The organism is Sphingobacterium sp. 1.A.4 (assembly GCF_002734245.1).
GTDB classification, from domain to species: domain Bacteria; phylum Bacteroidota; class Bacteroidia; order Sphingobacteriales; family Sphingobacteriaceae; genus Sphingobacterium; species Sphingobacterium tenebrionis.
This window is the reverse complement of the sequence record NZ_PEAZ01000012.1, coordinates 1-21,563: the sequence shown is the minus strand read 5'-3', so window position 1 is coordinate 21,563 and position 21,563 is coordinate 1. Positions and strand designations below refer to the sequence as shown.

The window sequence follows — 21,563 nt, the reverse complement described above, 5'->3', positions numbered from 1 at the left end:
TTTGTACAGTTTCTCCTTATGAAGATAATAATCTAAATTTTTATCAAATTTGAAATAACACATATCCTAATAAGGAACCGCCCAAAACTACAACAGCACTATTTAATTTTTTGTATCCAAAAGTTATTGCAATGCTCAAAACTGCAATTAAAATCGTTCGCCAATCAGTAATGGTTTCTTTACCCATTTCATAGCACACTGCTATGATTATGGCTACCGATGCTACATTCACGGCATCTAAAAAGGCAGATAACCCTTTAGAATTTCGTAGCTTTTTCATTAACGGATTAAGCAGTGCCACAAAAACAAATGATGGCAGGAAAATGGCAATAGTTGAGATAATGGCTCCTGAAAGCCCATTGATTTGAAAGCCAATAAACGTTACCGATGAAAAAACGGGACCAGGTGTGAACTGTCCTACCGCAATGGCATCCATTAGTTGCTGTCTTGTGAGCAGACCTGTTGCAACCAATTCTGTATCTAAAAAAGCAAACAGCACATATCCGCTCCCATAAAGTATGGAGCCAATTTTAAGAAATGTCCAAAACAGTTTAGCATTTGTCGCTGTCCAAAAAGTTGTCTGTGTAACCTGAAGAAAGGTAAACGGAACGATACTTTGCAAAGTATTATTTTGTCTGTTCTGAACCGTGTGCAATCCAAACGCTAACAGACCTGCACCAAACATTAAATAAATTTCATTAACTCCAAACACCGCCGCTAATAAAACAGTAATACCAATAAGACCTAAATTTATGGATTTGACAGATTGTTTTGCCAATGGATAAATTGCAGCCAGAATAATGGCTATTATAGCAGGTTTGATACCATAGATAAAAGGTTGTACTTCGGGTAGCTGTCTGTAAAGGCTATACAAATACGCTAAAATTCCTGTTATTAAAACGGCAGGCAGAATAAAGCATAAACCGGCTGTCAATAAGCCTTTCCAACCACCTTTATCATAGCCAATATGAATAGCCATTTCCGTGCTGTTAGGTCCCGGAATAAGGTTGGTAGCACCTAGTAAATCCAAAAAGTGCTGTTCACTCATCCATTTTCGTTTAACCACCACTTCATCCCGCATCATGGCAATATGTGCTGCTGGACCTCCAAACCCTATAATCCCCAACTTACCGAAAACTTTTGCGATTTCTTTTACGTTTACATTCTCTTGCATTTTAATTATCTTAATTCGACTTCATCTATTTGATTTAAAGTGTCCGGATTGAATACTTTCATTGTTATTTTTTTTCCCTCCACATAAAACAGGCAAAGTGCATTTTCCACGCTAAAGGACTGGGTATGCTTACTCCATGGCAATACTTCCTGACCATAATAAGGAGCTCCTGCTGCACCATTATTGATTTGATAGATTGGTCGCGATACATTAAGTTTTTGATGCGGATAATTCTCGGGGTAAATTGGCATATCAGCCGTCAGTTTTAACCAGTTATAGTTATGTTCATCGCCTGTAAGCATCCCCACCACTTTCTTACTTTGATTAATCAAAATATCTAAATATTCATCTCTGCGTTCTATAATTCCTTTATCAACGGGCTTTCCTCCAATGTAGGGTCTTTTTTCGTTGTTACCGCTGTACCACATCACATCTTTACTGTGTCCTCCATTAGGAAATGCAGGAGTATGTTGTGTAAGAAAAATATGGTCAATATTCTTGTCTCTTTCCAATTTTGAGATCGTTTCACGAAGCCATTGAAGTTGGTTATCCATTAAATACCCATGCAACCCTCCGCTGGAAGCCGTTTGATTAGCAATGGAAGGTGCATACCAGTAATTGCTATTAAGGACAATCATCGCCACGTTTCCGTAGGTATAATAAAACACATTTTCCTTGTAGGAAGGGAAGTCTATATTTTTAGGGTCAGGGTCATACTTGTTATCATCCTCGCTATCTGGACCATTTTCAGGATTTACAAATTCCTCTGCAAAAAGTGCTTCTGCTGATTGGGTCTCATAAGGAAAAGCATCAATAAATGCCTGTTGCTTGCCGTTTTCATCTTTAAAAATAAGACCTAATGCTTCATGATTACCCATACCTATATAAAAGGGCATGTAGTGCCAAAATGGTTCAATGGATTTTTTCCAGTTAGAATATTCCAGTCTCTGCTGTTCTTTACTGCTCAAATAGCCGTTAATCATATCACCGGTGAATTGCATAAAGCGCACGTCCTTCATGTGAGCAAGTGCAGCCATTTTTTTCATTATGTAGGCGTTGGCTCCAAGGATTTTCCGTTCACCTCCACCTGTAGCATGGCGGCTGTCGCTTGCATAACCAAATACGAACGCTTCTCTGCTGCCTTTAGATGGTGCAGTTTTAAGATGATACGATTGCGATTGTATCCCATATTTTACCTTATAGTTGTGCTTTGTATTTGGGGTAAGTCCTGCTATATTCCAGCGATGCAGCGTTGTTTCGTGCTCATCTTTATAAACTTTGCCATTGATTTCAATTTCGGCCTTTACGGGATGTGTGGTTTTGCACCAGATTACAGCAGAGTTATCAGTAAGCATATTTACAAAAGGTCCTTCATAAATTGCCGGTATGACTTCAAATGGTCCTTCACCTTTTAAAGCAATTATGCCATCAAACAAAAGCATACCTTGCTCATCAGCAATTCGGTAGCCAAGGTTCAGGTACCCATTTTTCTTCCAGTCTACAAAATCATACGGATACTTGAAATCCTCTTTTATATTGAGCTCTATTTTACCGTCTTCAATTTTGGCGGTTTTTCGATATACGGGAAGGGGATGCGGAACTTTTCCGTAAGGGATTAAGCCATAAGTTACCGTTCCTTTTAAAGTCCCAAAATCCATCTGAACTCCATTTTCAGTACCTTTCGGTTTACCAAGAAGTTGTTCGGTCGTTAGCGGATTTTTAAATTCTTCAGCAAAGTATTTTTCATCCTTATTTTCAAAATATAACCTTCCATTAGTATCATAGCCAAGGTTACTGTATACCGCAGGAATTTTAGGAAGTTGCGCCATTGCTGTTGTAGCAAACACTAACGCAATAGCAGAAAATAGTATCTTATTCATATAAATTGTCTAAAATGATATGTTATATTTAAGTGATTGAAATTGTCCTAGTTATTTAGGAGTATTTGTCAAACTATCTATCGACCAACGACCTCCACCTTTTATCAATAGAAAGATACTCCCCAAAAGCATCGCCCAGTCTGTACGACTTCCATGCATCATTTCCCAAAATCCTTTTTCTGCTAAAACTTCTGATTTGGTTGTTGCAATAGCAACGAACATAATAATGATAAGAGGAATGCTCGCCAATCTTGTCAGAAGTCCAATAAGAATTAAAAAACCACAAATAATTTCAAAGCTGCCAACGAAACTGCCCAAAAAATCAGGATTATGCAGACCTATTTTTGCAAAACGTCCTGCACCTAAGGTGTCTGCAAATAAAAACTTCTGTATTCCTTCCGAAAGAAATACGGCACCTACCATCAGTCGAATAAGTATGGTAGTTTTTGATTGGTCTGTCTTAGTTATTTTTTGAAACATAATGATTAAATAGTTTTATGAATTTTGGATTGAATGTTTTATATAGATGGGCTACCACCCCCGCAAAAAGCATACTTAAAATAGCTGGAACTAAAATGTCAGTTGGATAGTGTACGCCTAAATAAACCCTGCTCAAACTGACAAAAATTGCCCATGGGATAAGAATGATTGGGAGCCATTTTAGATTTTGTTTAGTTAATATGGTTAAATAAAATGCTAAGGCAAAGACATTGGCGGCATGAGAAGAAATAAAACCGAACTTGCCGCCTCGATAATTGTTTACTATATGCAGCTCTCCTTCCAATGCTGCATTATGACTTGGACGCAGCCTTTCAAATAGAGGTTTAAATATGCCGGAAGCCAGCTGATCACTCATTGTGATGAGCAAGGCGATTAGTAAGATCATCAGGATAGCATCCTTTTTATACTTCCAGACAAGCAAAATTATCAGTGCAAAATAAAAAGGAAGCCAAGTGTATTTGCCGCTGGCAAACCACATTACTTCGTCCAAAAATTCGTTGTGGCTTCCATTTAGCCATAATAGAATATTTGTATCTATCTGTTTGATATCTTCAAGCATTATTTTCTGATGGGTGATTGTCTTTCTACAGGAGTTTTTACAGTAAAAAAAGGTACTTTTTCCATTGCATGACAGCTAACGCAGCTATTGGTAAGCATTTGGAAGTTCTTATTAAAAACAACTGTATCTCTTTTTTTTAGAGCCTCATTCATTTGAGGGAGTGTAACGGTTAAAAAATGTTGTGCGGAAGCTGTCCGTTTTGGTCTTCTTTCCAATCCATTTTCTATCGCCTTTTGGATTTTTTCCAATTGATAATCAGCATACTCCCAGTTTTCGTCTTGTCCTGCCCAATATAATTCCTGATAACGATATCCGGTTTCAACCATTACCATGTCAAATCCACGAAATTGATTTTCTATCGTTTCAAGTTTCTCCTGCTCGTTTCCTTTTATCCACTGTCCTTCAACAGCTTCTTGTTTTTGATTACAAGCTGAAAAAAAAGAAAGTATAAATAAAAATGTCAAATATTTCATAACCTGTATTTTACGCCATACAAATTTCGTACAATACAAACTATCACATACGGTATATTTGAAAATAAAACGGTATGATTTAGGTATTCCGGAAGGTTTGTGGCGTAAGACCTGTGTACCGTTTGAAATATTTTACAAAATGGGAAGTGTCATTAAAATTTAAACTATAGGCAATTTCAGAAACACGACTTTCTGTATACATTAATTGCCTCTTTGCCTCACTGATGATATGTTCAGCAATTACCTCTGCAGCTGATTGGTCTAGTGTTTTACGACAAATAGCATTGAGATTTTGTGGTGTCGTATGGAGCTTTTCTGCATAGTGAGCAACATTGTTTCGAAGGTCGTTTGGTTGGTTGAGCAATTCCCTGAAAACTGTAATTACATCATCGGTTTTACTCGTTTTATTAGTCAAAGGTTTTGCTGAAATCAATATTTTAGCAAATAGTGCCTTCAATAATCCTTCGGTAACGGTAAAGTCTTTCTCTGTAGTGAGCAGTTGAAATATAGTATCTATACTTTCTGTTTCTTTCAGATAGATGCAACTTAATTCGCTGAGTTTGGATAAAAGACTTTTCAGCTCACTGTCCATCGATTGGTCGAGAAATCCCTTCTTTAAAAGCAGAACAAAGCCGTCAGGTGTATCTGTCATATCCCAATGATGTACCTGTTCTTTACGAACAAAAAATACGGTGGGTGGCTTAATTGAAAATGAAGTATGGTCGATGGTGTGGAAACCGCTTCCTTCTCTTAAATAAATAATTTCAAAATAGCTGTTGTGTTTGTGCGGTTCGGTCTTGCGAATTTCTTTCCGGAACGGTGCAGCTTTTAATAATGCTGCCGCTTCAATTTTGGTTTTTATGAAAATAGAATTTTTCAATTTGCTGGAACTTCAATATTGTCTTTATAAAATTAACTATAATACCTCTTTTTTAACCACAAACTTGCCCTAACCAAAAGTATCAGAACAGGAACCTCAACCAGTGGGCCGATAACGCCAACAAATGCCTGTGGCGAATGAATACCGAAAACCGCTATAGATACGGCGATTGCCAATTCAAAATTATTACCTGTAGCAGTAAAAGCGATTGATGCGTTCTTGTCGTAAGGAAGTTTCAACAATTTATTGATAAAGAAGCTCACGAAAAACATCAATACAAAATAGATAATTAAGGGTATGGCTACTTTTATCACATCCATTGGTAACTCTACTATTTTGTCGCCTTTCAAGCTAAACATCAATACGATAGTAAAGAGTAAAGCATACAAAGTAATAGGCGATATTTTGGGTATGAATGTTCTGTTATACCATTCAATTCCTTGGGTTTTGACTAAAAAATAACGACTTAAAAAACCTGTCAAAAACGGAATTCCTAAGTATATCAATACGCTTTCTGTTACGTCTTTCATAGATACACTTACGTTGAAATTGGCTAAACCTAATTTTGCTGGTAATACATTGATGAACAGCCAAACCAAAAAACTGTAACTCAATATCTGAAAGATACTATTTAAAGCAACCAACATAGCTGTATATTCTCTGTTGGCTTTTGCCAAATCACTCCATACAATAACCATGGCGATACACCTTGCTAAGCCTATCAGTATTAAGCCTGTCATATAATCGGGCTCGTTGCGTAAAAACAAAACAGCTAATCCGAACATTAATACTGTACCGATTACCCAATTCAACAATAAGGATATGCCGATTACTTTTTTATCCTTAAACGCGTTAGGTAGCAAGGAATAATCCACTTTTGCCAATGGTGGGTACATCATCAGTATTAATCCTATTGCTAAGGGAATATTGGTAGTACCTACTGACAAGCTGTTTGTAACATTGGAAATTGTGGGAAAGAAATAACCCAATCCTACACCTAATGCCATGGCAAGGAATATCCATAAGGTCAGGTAACGGTCAAGGAATTTTAGTTTTGGTTGCATAGGTTATCGGCTGATTTTTGAAAAGACATAAAACATTTCGCCTGCTATCTGTAAACTCCTTTCTGCATATACCATTAATTGCTCCGGTGTATTATCTGAAATTTTAGGGTCTTCAAAAGTGATGGGAATTCTTTTTTCTGCTCCTGCTATAAAAGGGCAACCACCGTCTGCCTGCGAACAGGTCATAATAGCTGCGAACGCTGAAACCGGATTAAAAGGGCTATCGTATTTTTTGGAAAAACCGATTATTGGTAAAGCATTTTCACTGTACTTTATAGCATATACAGGATTATGAGTGTCTGCAATTTTGAAGATATTAAAACCCTGATTAGTCAATGTTTCTGCCACTTTCGGAAATAGTGCTGTTTCTTCCGTTCCGCCGGAAAAGCAATGTACATTTGCAATATTGAAGTACGCACTGGCTACTTGTGCCCAAACCTGGGACAAATGGCTTCTGCGGGAATTATGGGTGCAAATGAAGTTGATATTTATTTCCCGCTTATGAGCTGTTTTTTGCTGTACAAAATCGATCAGTGGCTGTAATATAGTTTTACGTTCTTCGCTAATGTTTTGCTTTTGTACTTGTTCGATTGTTTTTGATAATACTGAATACATAATGGGGGATTTAATTTTTATGGAAACTACAGAACACGAAATTCTGATCGGTATCAAATGGTGTCGTATGATTAACGGTTATACAATTGATTTTCTCAAAGGAGTTTTCAAATAATTTCGACAAGCTACTATCCGAATATTGCTTGATATCTATGCCACTACATTTTGTGGGACCTTGTTCAGAAAAGGTTCCCATTACTAAAATGCCATCCGGGGCAATTGCTTTGGTCGTAGTCTGTATATAATTTTCTATTTCGTGGTTCTCCGTCAGGAAATGAAACGCTGCCCTGTCGTGCCAAAAGTCGTATTGTTGAGTGGGTACAAAATCTGAAATATCTGAAATAATCCAGTGTACCTTGTTGGCTTTACTGCCTAATCTTTCCTTTGCCCGTTGGATAGCGGCATTGGAAATATCCAATACGGTAATATCGACATAACCTAAATCAAGTAGGTAGGCAACCAAAAAGCTGTCTCCTCCGCCAATATCAATAATTTTTGCACTCTTCGGTAAGTTGAATTGATGAACAAAATTTAATGAAGTTTCTGGATTAGGCTGATACCAACTCACTGTTTCTAAAGATTTGCTCTCGTAAATATTTTCCCAATGGGATTTTCGATTGAAATGTTCCATATTTATTTTGGGATTAACAACATCCGCCACCTGGTGTGCAAGTATTGGTTTGATTTACGTTCAATTCTATTAAATTTTTCTTTTGCTTTTCTGATGGAATACCGCAAGCATCTTCTGCCAAACAAGCTGTAGTTTTGTTTTTCAGCACAAATGTTTTTCCGATGAACTCTAAATCATATTTTCCAATGGTATTGCTTTGGTATTCCACTTCAATTTCGGCATCTTCCATACCTAACTTTTCTTCCGAAAGCTTAATGATGTTTAAAAGTTTGGTGGGTTTTAAGCGATGTTCAAAATCGTTAGCATCCCATAATTGAAAATTGATAACTTTTTCGGTGCGAACTACGCCACCGCAGTCAATAAAATTTTTAGTTATTTGCCCCACTTCGGTTACATGAAAATGTTCGGGTACAAAAGTTCCGTTTTCTAATTGGAATTCAACATTATCCAATGTCGGAAGGATTTCTTTGATCTCTGATAGTTTCATATTGTTGAAATTATAGTTAATTATATATTGCAATGTAGCGATAAATAAAGGCTTTAAAAAAATGCCTTAACAGCATTTTTCTATAGTTATATCATCTACAAAGAAAGTATTGAGTTCCTTTTTAACTTGTTGCCAAACTATCTCATTAATACAATAGCAAACACTTGTTCCCTCAATATTACCTTTAATGATGCCAATGTTCTTTAATTCTTTCAAATGCTGTGAAATGGTGGCCTGTGCCAATCCCAATTCTTCAACCAAATCATTACAGATACAGGCATTCTGCTTGATGATATATTGTAAAATGGCAATTCTTGCAGGATGCGCCAGTGCTTTCAAAGTAATAGCTAAATGATTTTGCTCTTCTGTAAATATTTCAGTCTTCGTGACACCCATTTGTTTTTTTATTTATATCGCAATATTACGATAATATATCAAAAACTGCAATAGCTTTATAAAAAATATTGTTGAAATGCATTGATAAGACAAGAAGGTCTCTCTGTAGAGATAGTTTGGTAACTCGTCTTATTGAAAAATAGGGTTACATTATTTCTTTAAATTTGATAATAAACCTTAATTATCTTATCATTTTCTATTACAAATTGGATCTGTTCATATTTTTGAAATGGTCGATCTTCTGAGTTTGATGATTTGGGGAAATACTTAACACCAATAGTTACATTTGGTAAGTTGAAATTCCAAGATGATCGAATTTTAAAATCCTTGCCACACAATTGTTGTTCGGATGATTTCAAATATTCTCTGAATTTCGAAAGACCTTCGGTTTCAAATATAGTTTTCCAGTTTTTGCGTTCTTCAAAAGTGATATTCTCGTCAAGATTTTTCAGGATACTACTTTCGTCGGAACTGTTGCAAGCCTTTATAAAATCCCTGATGATTTTTCGCGGTATCTTTTGAATTTCTCTGATTTTTTTCTTTTCATTTTCAAGGTAAAAAGCAAAATCATTATCTACCAACTTACGCATCTTATCGCATCCAAAATGAAATGCCTCTATCTTAGATTTATAAAGTCGATCTTTGAAAAAATCAGTATCATCATTCACATTATTTTTAAACTCATTCAGTAATAGGAAGCCTTTTTCATTCGTTGCTTCATTAATACCATCTATAATGTTTACTTGATAAAACTGTTCTTTGTCTCCAAATAAAACTTTTACCTTGGGGTTAAAATTCGGAGTTTTCTGAACCGATTTTTTTATCAGATATTTTGTCTCATCTAAAGGATTTTCAATTCTTCTTCCCCAGCCATCAGTAGATAGTTCAGATTGATATCTTGAAATTTGTAACCTTATTTCCTTCCTGCCTTTCTCAAGGTCAGTGGTAAATTCATACTCTGGAAAACTGTTTAATATTAAAGTATCCAACTCCCATTCCTCATAATCACTTGTAGTTTTTATTTGAAAACCTTCTTCAAATTCCAAGACATAAACAGGAAATCTAAAATTATTCTCGATAATTTTTTGTTGTATTAAATCAATATCTGTTTTTCGATTGACTATTATGCTGATTTCGGTTTCTATCATTGATATATTGGTATTATTTAGGAGTTCCAAATTTAATCAATTTAGACTGCTCTCCAGATATAACCTGCGGCGTTCTTTTGCTTCTCCTATGTTTGTATAATATAATCTAAGTGAAGAAGGGCGAGAGCAGATTTTGCTTTAAATAGCCTTATGGTATATTCAAGAAAAGAGACTGCCTCCTCTTCTTTAACCTTTTAGAATCTGAACAGAATGTAAGGAACTCAATCATAATTATGGGTTGCGTAGCCAGTATATCTAGTCAGGAGAAAAGATGAAAAAAAGGTTATCACTTACCTAAACCAGATAAGATGAAGGTATTATTAAAGCAGACAGTAGGAATTGATGTTGCTCAAAAAGAATTAGTTGTATCGCTTGGTCGAATGGATGAGCAGATCAGCATAGAAGTTTATGCCTACAAAGTATTTCCCAATACTAAAAAAGGTTTTTTAAGCCTTGTATCATGGGTAAATAAGCAGACGTCAACTGCGACAGAAGTGCGGTACATAATGGAAGCAACTGGAGTTTATCATGAATCCTTAGCCTATTATCTATGCAGTACTCAAAAACAAATTAGTATCGTTTTACCTAACAAGATCAGTAATTATGCGAGAACACTTGACATAAAGACTATTACTGACAAGAGCGCTTCACAAGCCATTGCGAGATTTGGATTGGAAAGGCAGTTGGAAATATGGCAGCCTCCTTCAAAAATATTCAATGATTTAAGACAGCTTTGCCGAGAACGTGAGCAGCTAGTGCAGGAACGCACAATGTTGAAGAATCAACTTCATGCAGAACGTACTTCTGCAACAACAAGTGAAAAATCAGTAAAACGAACTAATAAAAGAATAGCTTTGATTAATGCACAGGAAAAGGAGATACAGAAGGAAATTACTAAGCTTATCAATGGAGATAGAGTTTTAGTAGAAAAGATGAAGATAATATCTTCTATACCGGGAATTGGAAATCTAACGGCTGTAACCATTATCGCGGAAACCAATGGATTTGAGTTAATAACGAATAAAAAACAACTGGTCAGTTATGCCGGATTAGATGTAAAAGAAAAGACATCTGGAACCTCAGTGAAATCCAAACCAAGAATATCCAAGCGGGGCAATCGGAATTTAAGGAAGGTAATGCACTTTCCTGCATTGGCTGCAATAAGAACTGATGAAAGGTTCAGATATATTTTCTTAAGATTAGTTTCAAGGCATGGTATTAAAATGAAGGCTATTGTTGCCATCCAAAGAAAATTACTGGAATTGACTTTTATCTTATGGAAGAATAATTCTTATTATAATCCAGGACACGAATATCAAATTATTCCGTTCCAGGAAGCAGCGGTATAAAAAAAGGGAAACTATAAGTCATTTCCCTTTGTAATCAATTTAAGAGGTTTAGTTTCTGGCTATGCCCTCTAACTCTTTATTTCTATTATTTAATTGATAGTAATTCTTTTTAAAGCATAAAAAAACCGTTTAAATTGCCATAAAAAATGCCTGTTTTGGTACTCAACAGCATTTTTTATTTTCTTGAATTGGCGGGCACTTTACACAACCGAAACTACAATAGACACAACAGTCACCTTCCAGAGGTTTTAACATTGTTTTGCACTTTTCGCATTCGTAAAAATATTGACAAGCATTTGTTGGCATTGTCTCCTCTTTTTTGTGACCACAGTTTGGACAAGTTATTATTGATTGTAACTTTATTTCCATTATGATATAGTTTTACTTTTTAGTGATTTATAGCCTGTCGAATTGATAGCTTTTTCGATTTCTTCTATACTTGTTTGTTTGATGTCAAACCTTACAATAGCGTTTCCTTTCTCATAAGAAACTACAACTTCGACAATTCCTTTTAGTTTGCTAATCTCTGTTTTAACGTGATGTTCGCAGCCTGAACAAGTCATTCCTTTAATTGTAAACTCAACTTTCTGAATTTTGGAAGTTTGGGTAATAATTGCTTTACTTTCAGTCTTTGGAAAAAAGATGTGTGCATAAATTGGAAATGATAAAAGTAAAACCGCCATGACGGTAATAATTCCTAAAAATGATTATGTCTGCATAAAATTTGGTTTTTCAGTTATTTCACAATTACAGTCAATTCTCTTTTGTGGTTTCAACTTTTGATACCATGCAAAACCAAGCACTAAAATTGTTAAACCGATAAAATATGGCCGGAAAGGTTCGAGCCAGGAAAAAGCTGAAGCAAGTCCGCTTGTTCCTGCGATGATAGCCAAAACGGGTGTAATGCAGCACAATGAAGCTGCAATTGCTGTCAAAAGTCCGGTCCCGATTAGTTTCTTATCCGTTTTCATATTGCTTCTACAATTTTGTTATCGTCGAGTATTTTAAAAAATGGGTTCAGCATATTTTCATACTCTTTTGTCAATGAGTAAAAAATGGTTTGTGCCTCTCTTTCGGTTACAATGAGCTTTCGGTCTTTAAGTTTTCGCAAGTGCTGGGAAACTGCTGAAATTGTCATACCAAGAATATCACTTAAATCACAAACACAAAGTCGTTTTTCTTCATAAAGTAGAAACAAAATTCTCAGCCTTACATTATTCCCTGCCAATTCAAGTCCATTCGATAAATAGTCAAAGGAGTCATGGAGTTCTGAAACTCGATTTTTACAGCGATTGATTTGTTTAATGTCAGCCTGTTGTCTTATACACGAAATATTATCCATAGTGCAAATATAGCTAACTTTATTATTTAAGCAAATTCTAAAATACAAATTAAAATATTTTTTTATAATTTTTTGGATTGTAACACAGAATCTTTTCTTTGGTCGCCAATGTGGCAAGAAAAGAAGTTCCTTAAAACAACGAAAGGGATAATGAATATCCCTCAAATAATGTCGCAACCTGTTTGGTAAAATGTGCCGGAATGGATGGTGGGTAGGTATCCCATTTTACCAAGAGGTTGCACCGATTTATGCAAAAAGACTGTCCCGACCATCGGGAGGGACAGTCTTTTTGCCGCCCGACTTTTCGGGTCAGACGGTGTTTTAATTTTTCGGCTTATTTAACTGTTCTTTCAAAGCTATTAATTTCTCGTGCATATCTGCCCAATATACATGCCTTTCCTTGTCGCTTTCCACTGGTGGGTTATGCTGATATTCTTTATACCACCCAGTTTGCCGAATAGCTTTTTCAAGGTCGGTAACTTCAATCCAATTCCCGTTTTTAACTCTGATTTTCATTGCTCTTGGTTTTGGAGGCTGTTAAATTGATTTTCGATTTTACGTTCTAACAGGGTGTCGAGTATTTCCCACTCGCTGTCATACTCCTTGCCCTCAAAATGGTAGGTGTCCTTTTCCTCGTCTAATTCGTAGCGGTCAAAGTCCTGGCTATCTAAGCAGGTTTCTGTTAATGTGCCGTTTTCAAATGTCACCTTACCATACACTAAGCAGCCCAATTCCTCGTACTCGTGTGTAAAGTTCACTTTGAAATGTTCGGCTATCTGCTTAACGCCTTCCGTATTTGGCGACCATTTTGTTTCATACTGGAATACGCCCGCACTTTCATTGTCCTGACTGATATTATAGAAATAATCCCCGTGCGTGTCCTGTACGAAATGGGGTAAATGCCCGCAGTTGTCTTTCTGTTCCTGTTCAGCCATTGATTTGAATAGCTGTGTTATCTGTTCTAATGCTTCGGCTGTTCCCTCAAAAACAACCCAGTTGTTGCACCAATTAGCCATAATTATTTATCGTTTAAGGTTATCTGTAAAAATTTGTCTCTCCCGAAAAGCAGGTGTATTGCCTGTTTTAGTTGTGGGTCGCACTGCATATCGTCTGTGTATTCAATCAGGCTGTGAATGGCAAAAATTGAATGGTGTCCGTCAAAAAAATGGTCTGTAAACCAGTGCGGGCGTTTCCACAGCGGTTCATTTTTGTCTATCCCTTTTTGTGCATTCTGCACAAGCCTGTACCAAAATTCAGCCGTGAAAAATCCGTTTTGATACCAACCCTCACGGAATGTGGTTTCATTTTGCAGGAAGTAGTCGCATTGCGTTTTTATAGCATTTTGCAGGTTCTCCAGTTCTTCGGGAAACAGTTTACATAACAAGCCTGCTTTATCGAGGTTATCCATTTTATTTAATGCTTTCATATCTTTTGTTTTTAGTAGGCGACCACCTTTGCAGGCAGTCGCCTTTGATGATTAATTGAAGTTGAAAATCTCTGCTCCTGAATAGGCAAAGTCGGTACACAGTTCAAAGGCTTTTTGGGTCTTTAGCTGTGCTGTACCGCCCATTACAATAGATTGTAGTTTGGCTTCGCCATCCCTGTAATTGCGTACATTCTGAAAGTAGCCTGTAACCGCATTGTAAGCCCCGAATAATGTGCCTTTGGTAGTCGCCATTTGTTGGGTGTCGCTTATCATAGCGTATTCAAAGGCATCATCTACGGTGTTTTTGAACACAGTAGAAACTTCATCCTCCGCACCTTTTTTAAGAAGGTTAAGCGTTTCTTTGTTCGGGCAAAGTGCCAACTGGATTAGCTTTCTTACTTCTCGGTCTGTTACCCTTACTTTAGCCCAGTCGTTAAAAATGCTCTCTAACTGTGTGCTTAGGGTGTTGGCAAGCCCCATAACCTTGTGAGCGTTTTCAAGGCGTTGTTTTGCTCCTGACGTATGTTTGATACGCACTACGTTGGTCATACTCCGCAATGAAGCGTTAAGGGTGTTTTGGCATACGATACGGATAGGGGTAAACGCTGCGGTAATACTCCCGCTACCGTCGTGGCTTGTGGTTAAGAAGATGTACTTTTCTGTTACGTCGTCGCCGTTACCTACACGGATATAGTCGGGCAGCTTGGCAGTGATAAAAATGCGCTCCCCGTTGCCCAATGCTCCTGCGGTTTCGTACAATATACCATCGCCCCCGCCTACAATAGCATCAAAGAAATTGAACGCCTCACGGTTCTGTACGATATGGTAGTCTTTGCCTACTACGCCCAACGGTGTATTGGTATCGGTGCGGAGTGTGGCGAAACTGTTAGGTACTAAGATGTCATTGGCTTCAATCAGTTCTCCGCTGTCGCCTATACCCATTGTTCTGCCCTGTGTAAACAATGGGGATTTGATAACCTCGTAGTCTAAACCTGCGTGTACTATTGCTTCCTCGCTTGTTGGGTACTGCTCCACGATTTGCCCCAAACCGTGCCACGCTTTTTGTTGAACGCTGAAAAATGAATGACGTCCTGTTTGCTCGTTGAAATTGATATTATGTGCCATGATAAAATGATTTTAAATGTTTGAAATATTCGTTGCTAAAATGGGAGGTCGTCCTCTGACTTGTTGTTGCTTGTTCCTGTGGTAGTTTGTGCGGTTTCTGATTTCTTGCCCCCTCCGTGCAGTTTGATGTTTGAGGTATGGAAATTTAATCCTGCGTGTGCTTCTCCGTCATTACCTGTCCACGCCCTTGCACTTACCCTGCCAGTCAGCTCTACCAATGTGCCTTTAGTGAGTATCTTCGCTACATTTGGGCTTATCCAGTATGAGCAATCGAAATAGGTAGTTTGCTCTATGCGTTCGCCCTGTTTGTTACGGTAGCTGTCGTTGGTTGCTATCGAAAAGTTTACTACTTGTTTTTCTTGTGACGTTGTGCGTACTTCCGCATCCCTTGTCAATCGTCCAATGATGTTCATATCGTTCCTGTATTAAAAGTTTTACATTTTGTTACGTTCGCTTTTCTATTTTCTTACTTGCTTTTGTTGTAGCTCGCCTCGCTTCGCATAATTTTTTCCAAAAGAAAAACCGGAAAAAAGAAAGCAGGCTATTAAGGCGGTCAAATTGAAAAGCCAAAAGGAAACGGAATAATTGGAGGGCACCTTCAGGGAGGAAACCGCTTATGCCGTAGTCTTTTGGCTGGATATGAGCGAGGGGTGACCGCCGTACATTGGCTGCCTTTTTACCGGTTGATTGTGGAAATATTCTATTCTAATTTTTATTGCATAATGCTAGGCTGTAGAAGCCTAAAAGAGAAGTTTGAAAAATGGAAGTGATTAGAAAATAGATCGGAGGTACATTTTCAAATTTCTGTTTCATAAATAGCCAAAAGCTCTTTTACAACGCCAGAAAAAGTGCATGGTGTGTAAATGTGCTTTGGTTATAAAAAATATAGTTGTAAAAAAAGGCAGGAACTCTAAATCCTGCTTAGTAAATCTTTCTGAAGTATATCGGTTAAAGAACCGATAAGAAAGGGTTTTGAAGAAAATATTGAATTGGGTACCGGGAAGTGTTTTCTTCAATATTCTTTATCTAAAAGTCCAATCAAAGCTCTTTTATGCGCCTTGGATTTGCAGTAAAAAAAAACAAATGTGCTTTGAGGATAAAAAATAAGGGCATAAAAAAAGCAGGAATGGTAAATCCTGCTTAATTCATCTCTCTAATATTCTAACTTCCATCAACTCCATCCATTAATTTCCTAATATCTTCATAGCGATAATACATTAATCCACCTATTTTAGTATAGGGCAATGTTTCATTTAATCGAAGGTTTTGAAGTGTACCTGCCGAAATCCCCAGTAATTTACGCACCTCATAGCTTTTCAACCATTCCTTTGGTTCTTGTCCTGGTTTTCTAGGGTGCGGCGTACTTCTTCTAATTTCTTGCAAAAGTTCTTTTTTAAAGTTCTCCAAATCTTCCCGTGTAATAAGCTCAACTTTCATGTGTTCTCTTTTTTTTATTAAAATCCAGTTCTATCACGAAGGCAAAAGACAAGCACTTAATACTAAATCATGCCATAATGAATCCAAATGAACAAAACTTTTAAACTGAACATCATAATATGGCACCTATTGGTAGCCTTTGGCTCTAAAAGGCAGCTTAACATCTGCAAATCAATTTTTAGCAACCATCCTTTTCCGTAAATTTTGCATATCCTCGCTAAGTTTATGTTCCACTACCTTTGCATAAATCTGAGTGGTACGAATAGAAGTATGTCCGAGCATTTTGCTTACTGATTCTATCGGTACACCATTACTCAAAGTCACAGTTGTAGCAAAAGTATGTCTTGCAAGGTGAAAGGTAAAATTTTTATCTATCCCACAGATTTCAGCAATCTCCTTTAAGTAGCCATTCATTCGTTGATTAGAAATAACTGGGAAAAGGGTACCTTTTCCAACCGCTACAGGATGGTCATTATATTTCTTAATCAAGTTTACTGCCTCTGGCAAAAGAGGAATCCTAACTATTATATTCGTTTTTTGTCGATTAGTTTTAACCCAATCTCTACTATCTATCCCTTTAATTATGTTCTCTTTGGTTAGATTGAATATATCTATATAAGCGAGCCCTGTATAACAACTAAACAGGAACATATCAAGTACAGCTTGTAATCGTTCGATTTTAAACTTTTTTTCACTCAATACCTTTAATTCCTCTTTAGTGAGGTGACCTCGTTCTACTTTGTCGAAATGGAGCTTATACTTGGAGAATGGATCCTTAACTAACCAATCCATCATAACAGCCATATTTACCATTTTCCGTAAACGTTCCATATGTTTCATCACCCCATTGTTATTAAGGGATTTGTGATGATCGGTCGACTCATAATTAATGAGGAAATTTTCGAAATCGAGAATGAACTTATAATTGAGTTCTTCCAGCATTATATCGTTTTTACGATATTGATGCTTAATAAACTTTTTGAGATAATTTTCGGTAGTATAATAATTCTTCATGGTACCCGGTGCAAGTTTTGTAGCAGCAACTTGCCTATGATATTCAACAATCTTTAATAAAGTCATCGTTTCTTCTATACCTTCACCAAGGTACTTGGCTTTAACGGCATCCACGGAAACTGATTTATTCTGCTGTATCAATTCTTGGTACCCATCAAAAATCAACGAGCGCACTTGTTCCATGTGGCTGTTCAATTTTATGATTTCTTCTCGCTTTCCCTTTGCTCTTCCTTTAGCTTCATCCCAATTGTTTGGATCAATTTTACTTTTTAAGGAAATTTCTGCTCTACGACCATTTACTGTAATTCTAGCATAAACAACAGCCATCTCTTCTTTCTTGTTCTTGGGTAACCGCAACACGAATTGAATCCCAAAGGTGTTTTTACTTTTCATATCCATTTATTTTATGTACAACTCATACACTTTGGAGCAATTCTCACATTCCGATCGATAGAAGGAATGAAGTGAAGAAGTCAAACAATTATAAATAGCATCAAAATAAATGTGTTAAATAAATGATTTACAGTTATTTATAAGCTATTAGGTGAGTAAATTTAAAACTTAAAATGACTCACCGTTTAACTCACATTTACCTTGATAATCTTTGGGGTTTCTTGATATGATATAAAAGAAAAAACCCTCAAATTCATAGAATTTGAGGGTTTTTGACCTTACTTAGTGTAAGTGTGGTCGGGGTGGCAGTTCTTGAACCTTTGGTTTTCACATTTAGTGAAATTAATGAAAAATCGCCTTTAATTGCTTTAATAGGATATTTATTTAAAATCTAACAAAAAGCAACTTAACCTGAATCTCACAAAAACTGCTACCTAAATTGCTACCTATTTTGTATGTTTGTCTTAGACTTTTGAAATACGTATTATGGCAAAGAAAAAAATCACTACCGGAACGGTACGTTTCAACCTGCGTACTGACAAAACCAAAAAGGTCGGCAAAGCCCCTATTGAATTAATCTATTCCTTACATGGTCAACGGAAGTATGTTAATGCAGGGATTGATGTCTATCCATTTTTATGGGATAGCGAAGCAGAATCTGCATATTACATGAGCAAGTCAGACGCGAAAAGAGCGTATCCCCTCTATAATTACAATTTGTTCCCATCTATGGCCGAGGTAGCCGAATTGAACGACACGATAAGTGGTTTACTTCAAGAGGTAAAAAAGGTTGAAGACGTGTTAGAAGCAAAGGGAGTAAAATACACATCTCATGAGGTTGTCAACGAGTTGAAAAACCGAAAAGAAAGAAACAAGCCAACAAGAAAAGAGGATTCCAAGAACTACTTGATTGACTTTATAGACCAATACGTCCATAATGTAAAAGCAAGCCGTAACCCCGGCACCATTAAAGTATATATCACAACACGTAATCATATAGCCGATTACGAAAAACTAAAACGCACACGAATAACGTTAACAGATGCAGGCTATGGCTTTCTACAAGCGTTCTACAGTTACCTTATCGACGTTAAACAGCAAATAAACGTGACCGCAGCAAAGCAAATTACTACCGTAAAAACGTTTCTATCATTTGCTCGCAAATACGGCTATAAAACAAATGACACTTACCATGACTACACCATTAAAAGGGAAACATTGGAAGTCATTGCATTGACTAATGATGAGTTTGAAACCCTTTACCATCTTGACTTATCAGGAGATGATAAAGTAACCATCGAAACCGAGCCAAAACCGAGATTTATATCTTATAAGGCATTAGCCAAAGTAAGAGACGTATTCTGTTTTTCATGTGTTACTGGACTGCGGTATTCAGACCTTTCGCAATTACGGAAAGAACACATAAAAAAGGATGCTATAAGCCTTACCGTCACGAAGACCAAAGAACCGATAGAAGTTCCCCTGACCCCGTACGCAATGGAGATTTTGAGCCGTTACCCTCACCAGATCAAGAGCCTCCCGGTCATAAGCAGTCAAAAATTTAACGAGTACCTAAAAGCCCTGTGCAAGTACGCAGGAATAAGCGAACAGATTGAAATTGTCCGCTATAAGGGCGCAAAACGAGAGGCTGTCATCTATCCTAAGTATGAATTAATATCAGCCCATACAGGCCGTAAGACATTTGCTACATTATCATTGGAAAAGGGCATGAATGCAGAAGAAGTAATGGCTATAACAGGACACAGGAGCTACGCCAGTTTTAAGCGATATGTAAAAATCACGCAGGAACGTAGGAAAAAGGTAATGCTGGATGCGTGGGGAGATTTAAACAAAGCACAATAAAAAAGACATGTATAACACGGAATATCTTAGAAAAACATACAAAATATATGAATATTATTACGGCAATGAATACCCTGAAGTTTATTTAAAACTTTGGGATATTCTCTGCAAAGACAATACAAACCATATAGATCACAACTTATTCTTTAATCTGTTTAACAGACACTTAAAAGAACTAATAGATTTTTCAGACGAAGTCTTTGGGATGACTTGGCGAGAAGGAATGTTTCATAAGAAAGAAACATTCGATGCATTTAAGAAGGAATTAATTGAAGATCAAATCAGAGAATTGGAATATCTTGACAATGATCGTGTTGATGAATTTTTATTTAATAGTATTCTCGGCAGAGAAACCACAGACTATGAACAGCTTCTCCGTGACGTTCAAAACTACCGCTTTAATATAGGGATTAAATATTATTTTAAAGAATATAGCGACATGATAGCAAGTGCGACAAATCTTAAGGTTTTAAACGAATTCGAAAGACAGACAAATGAAAAAGAGCCCACTTGGATTTTTGACAAGAATATATCAAAATTAGCACAGACTCGTGAACATGTAGATGAAATAGACAGATATTTCGAAAGATTAAGCAAACAAATTATTGTAAAAAAGCATGAGCTGTCTAATATCCGCCGCAAAAAAGCAGAAACTTCTATAGATCCCGTTACATTTGAAGATCTATTTGAACCTGAATACAAACCACATATCAGTAAATTCATAGAGATACTACGTGAAGTCACCCCCGAGTTGATAAATACAAATGATGGCTGGATCGGACACAAAAATGCTGCGAGAATATATTTTGATAATTTAAAAAAATGTGGTGTCATAAAACCTACTAGTATTGAAAAGGCTGCTCATTCGGCGTTAGGGTCGAAATTCGCAGGCTTAGGTAATTCATTCATGAGAAAACCCGGAAAACCAACAAAGGCCGAGGCCTTATACCCAGATATGAAAGAACGCATAGAAATAGTAAAGAATACTATAAGAAAACCCGTAGTGCATTATAAAAAAGGTTACTCATAATACGAGAATTTCGTATATTGTATTGACTACCAATCTAATACATTATGAATAACCTAGATGCAATTTACGATTTTATTTTAAAGGAATTAAGAAAATTAACCATCAAAGAAAATTTTTATTTCAAACCAATTAAACCAAAATTATCTGATTTAGAACTCATTGCAATAAATATTTCTGCGGAATATTTATCGATAGATTCAGAATATCAGTTGTTTAGATACCTCTCTAATTCAAAACTAAAGGGAATGATTGAGAGAAGTGTGTTTAATCGCAGAAAAAGAAAGCTTTTCTTACACTTGGAAAATATTAGAAAACTTATGGTTGCTAAATTTAATGAGATGGAAACCACTTTTATTGTAGATTCGATGCCTTTAGAAATCTGCAAAAACGCAAGAGCGAACCGCTCTAAAATTTGTAAGGAAAATGAATTTTCGTTTCCCAGCAAAGGTTATTGCGCTTCTCAATCGAGTTATTATCATGGTTACAAATTACATGCAGTTTGTTCTGTTTCCGGAGTTTTCCAAAGTTTTGATATTTCTACAGCAAGCATTCATGATATTCATTTTTTGCAAGATATCAAGCATCAAATGAACAATTGTACGTTGATTGGAGACAGGGGTTATTTATCCACCCAAGTGCAAACAGATTTTTTCAATTATGCGAATATAAAGCTGGATACACCCATGAGAAACAACCAAAAAAATTATCAAAAACAAAAATATATTTTCAGAAAATCCAGAAAAAGAATTGAGACTTTATTCTCTCAACTTTGCGAC

Annotated in this window: 27 protein-coding genes; 4 read left to right on the top strand and 23 right to left on the bottom strand. The window is 36.5% G+C overall.

The window, feature by feature from the left end:
• Positions 1 to 43: 43 nt before the first annotated feature.
• From chrA to CRJ00_RS01540, 12 genes are all read right to left on the bottom strand, one after another.
• Positions 44 to 1,174 carry a chromate efflux transporter gene (gene chrA / locus CRJ00_RS01595; RefSeq protein ID WP_099365178.1) on the bottom strand — a complete coding sequence of 377 codons (1,131 nt, stop codon included), beginning with the start codon at positions 1,172 to 1,174 and terminating at the stop codon, positions 44 to 46.
• Between the two features lie 5 nt (positions 1,175 to 1,179).
• On the bottom strand, positions 1,180 to 3,054 hold the full coding sequence (locus CRJ00_RS01590; protein WP_144038059.1) for a metallophosphoesterase family protein: 1,875 nt from the start codon (positions 3,052 to 3,054) through the stop codon (positions 1,180 to 1,182).
• A gap of 51 nt (positions 3,055 to 3,105) precedes the next feature.
• Positions 3,106 to 3,534, bottom strand: a complete 429-nt coding sequence (locus CRJ00_RS01585; protein ID WP_099365176.1) for a DoxX family protein — start codon at positions 3,532 to 3,534, stop codon at positions 3,106 to 3,108.
• Positions 3,515 to 4,114 (bottom strand): phosphatase PAP2 family protein, encoded by a 600-nt coding sequence (locus CRJ00_RS01580; protein WP_099365175.1) that lies wholly within the window; start codon positions 4,112 to 4,114, stop codon positions 3,515 to 3,517. Before CRJ00_RS01580 ends, CRJ00_RS01585 begins: the two co-directional genes overlap by 20 nt.
• The gene (locus tag CRJ00_RS01575) at positions 4,114 to 4,587 is read right to left on the bottom strand and encodes a hypothetical protein (protein ID WP_099365174.1); all 474 of its coding nucleotides are present in this window, start codon (positions 4,585 to 4,587) and stop codon (positions 4,114 to 4,116) included. Before CRJ00_RS01575 ends, CRJ00_RS01580 begins: the two co-directional genes overlap by 1 nt.
• Positions 4,588 to 4,666: 79 nt before the next feature.
• The gene (locus tag CRJ00_RS01570; RefSeq protein ID WP_099365173.1) at positions 4,667 to 5,467 is read right to left on the bottom strand and encodes a helix-turn-helix domain-containing protein; all 801 of its coding nucleotides are present in this window, start codon (positions 5,465 to 5,467) and stop codon (positions 4,667 to 4,669) included.
• Positions 5,468 to 5,499: 32 nt separating this feature from the next.
• A complete protein-coding gene (arsB, locus tag CRJ00_RS01565) occupies positions 5,500 to 6,531 on the bottom strand; it encodes an ACR3 family arsenite efflux transporter (protein WP_049038349.1) in 1,032 nt (343 codons plus the stop codon).
• A gap of 3 nt (positions 6,532 to 6,534) precedes the next feature.
• Positions 6,535 to 7,146, bottom strand: coding sequence for an arsenate-mycothiol transferase ArsC (locus CRJ00_RS01560; RefSeq protein WP_099365172.1), 612 nt, complete (start codon positions 7,144 to 7,146; stop codon positions 6,535 to 6,537).
• 10 nt (positions 7,147 to 7,156) lie between these two features.
• Positions 7,157 to 7,777, bottom strand: a complete 621-nt coding sequence (locus tag CRJ00_RS01555) for a class I SAM-dependent methyltransferase (protein ID WP_099365257.1) — start codon at positions 7,775 to 7,777, stop codon at positions 7,157 to 7,159.
• A gap of 13 nt (positions 7,778 to 7,790) precedes the next feature.
• Positions 7,791 to 8,264, bottom strand: a complete 474-nt coding sequence (locus CRJ00_RS01550) for a DUF6428 family protein (protein WP_099365171.1) — start codon at positions 8,262 to 8,264, stop codon at positions 7,791 to 7,793.
• 66 nt (positions 8,265 to 8,330) lie between these two features.
• Positions 8,331 to 8,660 (bottom strand): ArsR/SmtB family transcription factor, encoded by a 330-nt coding sequence (locus tag CRJ00_RS01545; protein WP_099365170.1) that lies wholly within the window; start codon positions 8,658 to 8,660, stop codon positions 8,331 to 8,333.
• Positions 8,661 to 8,818: 158 nt separating this feature from the next.
• A complete protein-coding gene (locus CRJ00_RS01540; RefSeq protein ID WP_099365169.1) occupies positions 8,819 to 9,808 on the bottom strand; it encodes a hypothetical protein in 990 nt (329 codons plus the stop codon).
• A gap of 308 nt (positions 9,809 to 10,116) precedes the next feature.
• On the opposite strand from CRJ00_RS01540, the gene CRJ00_RS01535 reads away from it, so the two are divergent.
• Positions 10,117 to 11,157: an IS110 family transposase gene (locus tag CRJ00_RS01535; protein WP_006801252.1), complete on the top strand. Its 1,041-nt coding sequence runs from the start codon at positions 10,117 to 10,119 to the stop codon at positions 11,155 to 11,157.
• A 162-nt stretch (positions 11,158 to 11,319) separates the two neighbouring features.
• Here CRJ00_RS01535 and CRJ00_RS19275 read toward each other — a convergent pair whose 3' ends face one another.
• From CRJ00_RS19275 to CRJ00_RS01485, 11 genes are all read right to left on the bottom strand, one after another.
• Positions 11,320 to 11,526 (bottom strand): GDCCVxC domain-containing (seleno)protein, encoded by a 207-nt coding sequence (locus tag CRJ00_RS19275; protein WP_099365168.1) that lies wholly within the window; start codon positions 11,524 to 11,526, stop codon positions 11,320 to 11,322.
• On the bottom strand, positions 11,526 to 11,840 hold the full coding sequence (locus tag CRJ00_RS19430) for a cation transporter (protein WP_441347593.1): 315 nt from the start codon (positions 11,838 to 11,840) through the stop codon (positions 11,526 to 11,528). The genes CRJ00_RS19275 and CRJ00_RS19430 overlap by 1 nt, the downstream gene beginning before the upstream one ends.
• Positions 11,841 to 11,864: 24 nt before the next feature.
• Entirely contained in the window at positions 11,865 to 12,128 is a 264-nt protein-coding gene (locus CRJ00_RS19425) for a mercuric transporter MerT family protein (RefSeq protein WP_441347592.1), read from the bottom strand.
• Complete coding sequence (locus CRJ00_RS01520) at positions 12,125 to 12,499, bottom strand: ArsR/SmtB family transcription factor (RefSeq protein WP_044216709.1); 375 nt, start codon at positions 12,497 to 12,499, stop codon at positions 12,125 to 12,127. Before CRJ00_RS01520 ends, CRJ00_RS19425 begins: the two co-directional genes overlap by 4 nt.
• Before the next feature lie 321 nt (positions 12,500 to 12,820).
• Positions 12,821 to 13,015 (bottom strand): 3-isopropylmalate dehydratase, encoded by a 195-nt coding sequence (locus CRJ00_RS01515; protein ID WP_099365167.1) that lies wholly within the window; start codon positions 13,013 to 13,015, stop codon positions 12,821 to 12,823.
• Entirely contained in the window at positions 13,012 to 13,515 is a 504-nt protein-coding gene (locus CRJ00_RS01510; protein WP_099365166.1) for a hypothetical protein, read from the bottom strand. The genes CRJ00_RS01515 and CRJ00_RS01510 overlap by 4 nt, the downstream gene beginning before the upstream one ends.
• 2 nt (positions 13,516 to 13,517) lie before the next feature.
• Positions 13,518 to 13,925, bottom strand: a complete 408-nt coding sequence (locus CRJ00_RS01505; RefSeq protein ID WP_099365165.1) for a hypothetical protein — start codon at positions 13,923 to 13,925, stop codon at positions 13,518 to 13,520.
• Positions 13,926 to 13,976: 51 nt separating this feature from the next.
• Entirely contained in the window at positions 13,977 to 15,050 is a 1,074-nt protein-coding gene (locus tag CRJ00_RS01500; RefSeq protein ID WP_099365164.1) for a DUF932 domain-containing protein, read from the bottom strand.
• A gap of 35 nt (positions 15,051 to 15,085) precedes the next feature.
• Positions 15,086 to 15,463, bottom strand: a complete 378-nt coding sequence (locus tag CRJ00_RS01495) for a single-stranded DNA-binding protein (RefSeq protein ID WP_099365163.1) — start codon at positions 15,461 to 15,463, stop codon at positions 15,086 to 15,088.
• A gap of 748 nt (positions 15,464 to 16,211) precedes the next feature.
• On the bottom strand, positions 16,212 to 16,487 hold the full coding sequence (locus CRJ00_RS01490) for a helix-turn-helix domain-containing protein (protein WP_099365162.1): 276 nt from the start codon (positions 16,485 to 16,487) through the stop codon (positions 16,212 to 16,214).
• 171 nt (positions 16,488 to 16,658) lie between these two features.
• The gene (locus CRJ00_RS01485; RefSeq protein WP_099365256.1) at positions 16,659 to 17,894 is read right to left on the bottom strand and encodes a site-specific integrase; all 1,236 of its coding nucleotides are present in this window, start codon (positions 17,892 to 17,894) and stop codon (positions 16,659 to 16,661) included.
• 486 nt (positions 17,895 to 18,380) lie between these two features.
• Between CRJ00_RS01485 and CRJ00_RS01480 the strand changes: the two genes are divergently transcribed.
• The 3 genes from CRJ00_RS01480 to CRJ00_RS01470 form a co-directional block, all read left to right on the top strand.
• Entirely contained in the window at positions 18,381 to 19,757 is a 1,377-nt protein-coding gene (locus CRJ00_RS01480; protein WP_099365161.1) for a site-specific integrase, read from the top strand.
• Positions 19,758 to 19,764: 7 nt separating this feature from the next.
• Positions 19,765 to 20,787: a hypothetical protein gene (locus tag CRJ00_RS01475; protein WP_099365160.1), complete on the top strand. Its 1,023-nt coding sequence runs from the start codon at positions 19,765 to 19,767 to the stop codon at positions 20,785 to 20,787.
• Positions 20,788 to 20,831: 44 nt separating this feature from the next.
• A partial coding sequence (locus CRJ00_RS01470; RefSeq protein WP_099365159.1) for an IS982 family transposase occupies positions 20,832 to 21,563 on the top strand: 732 nt, incomplete at its 3' end.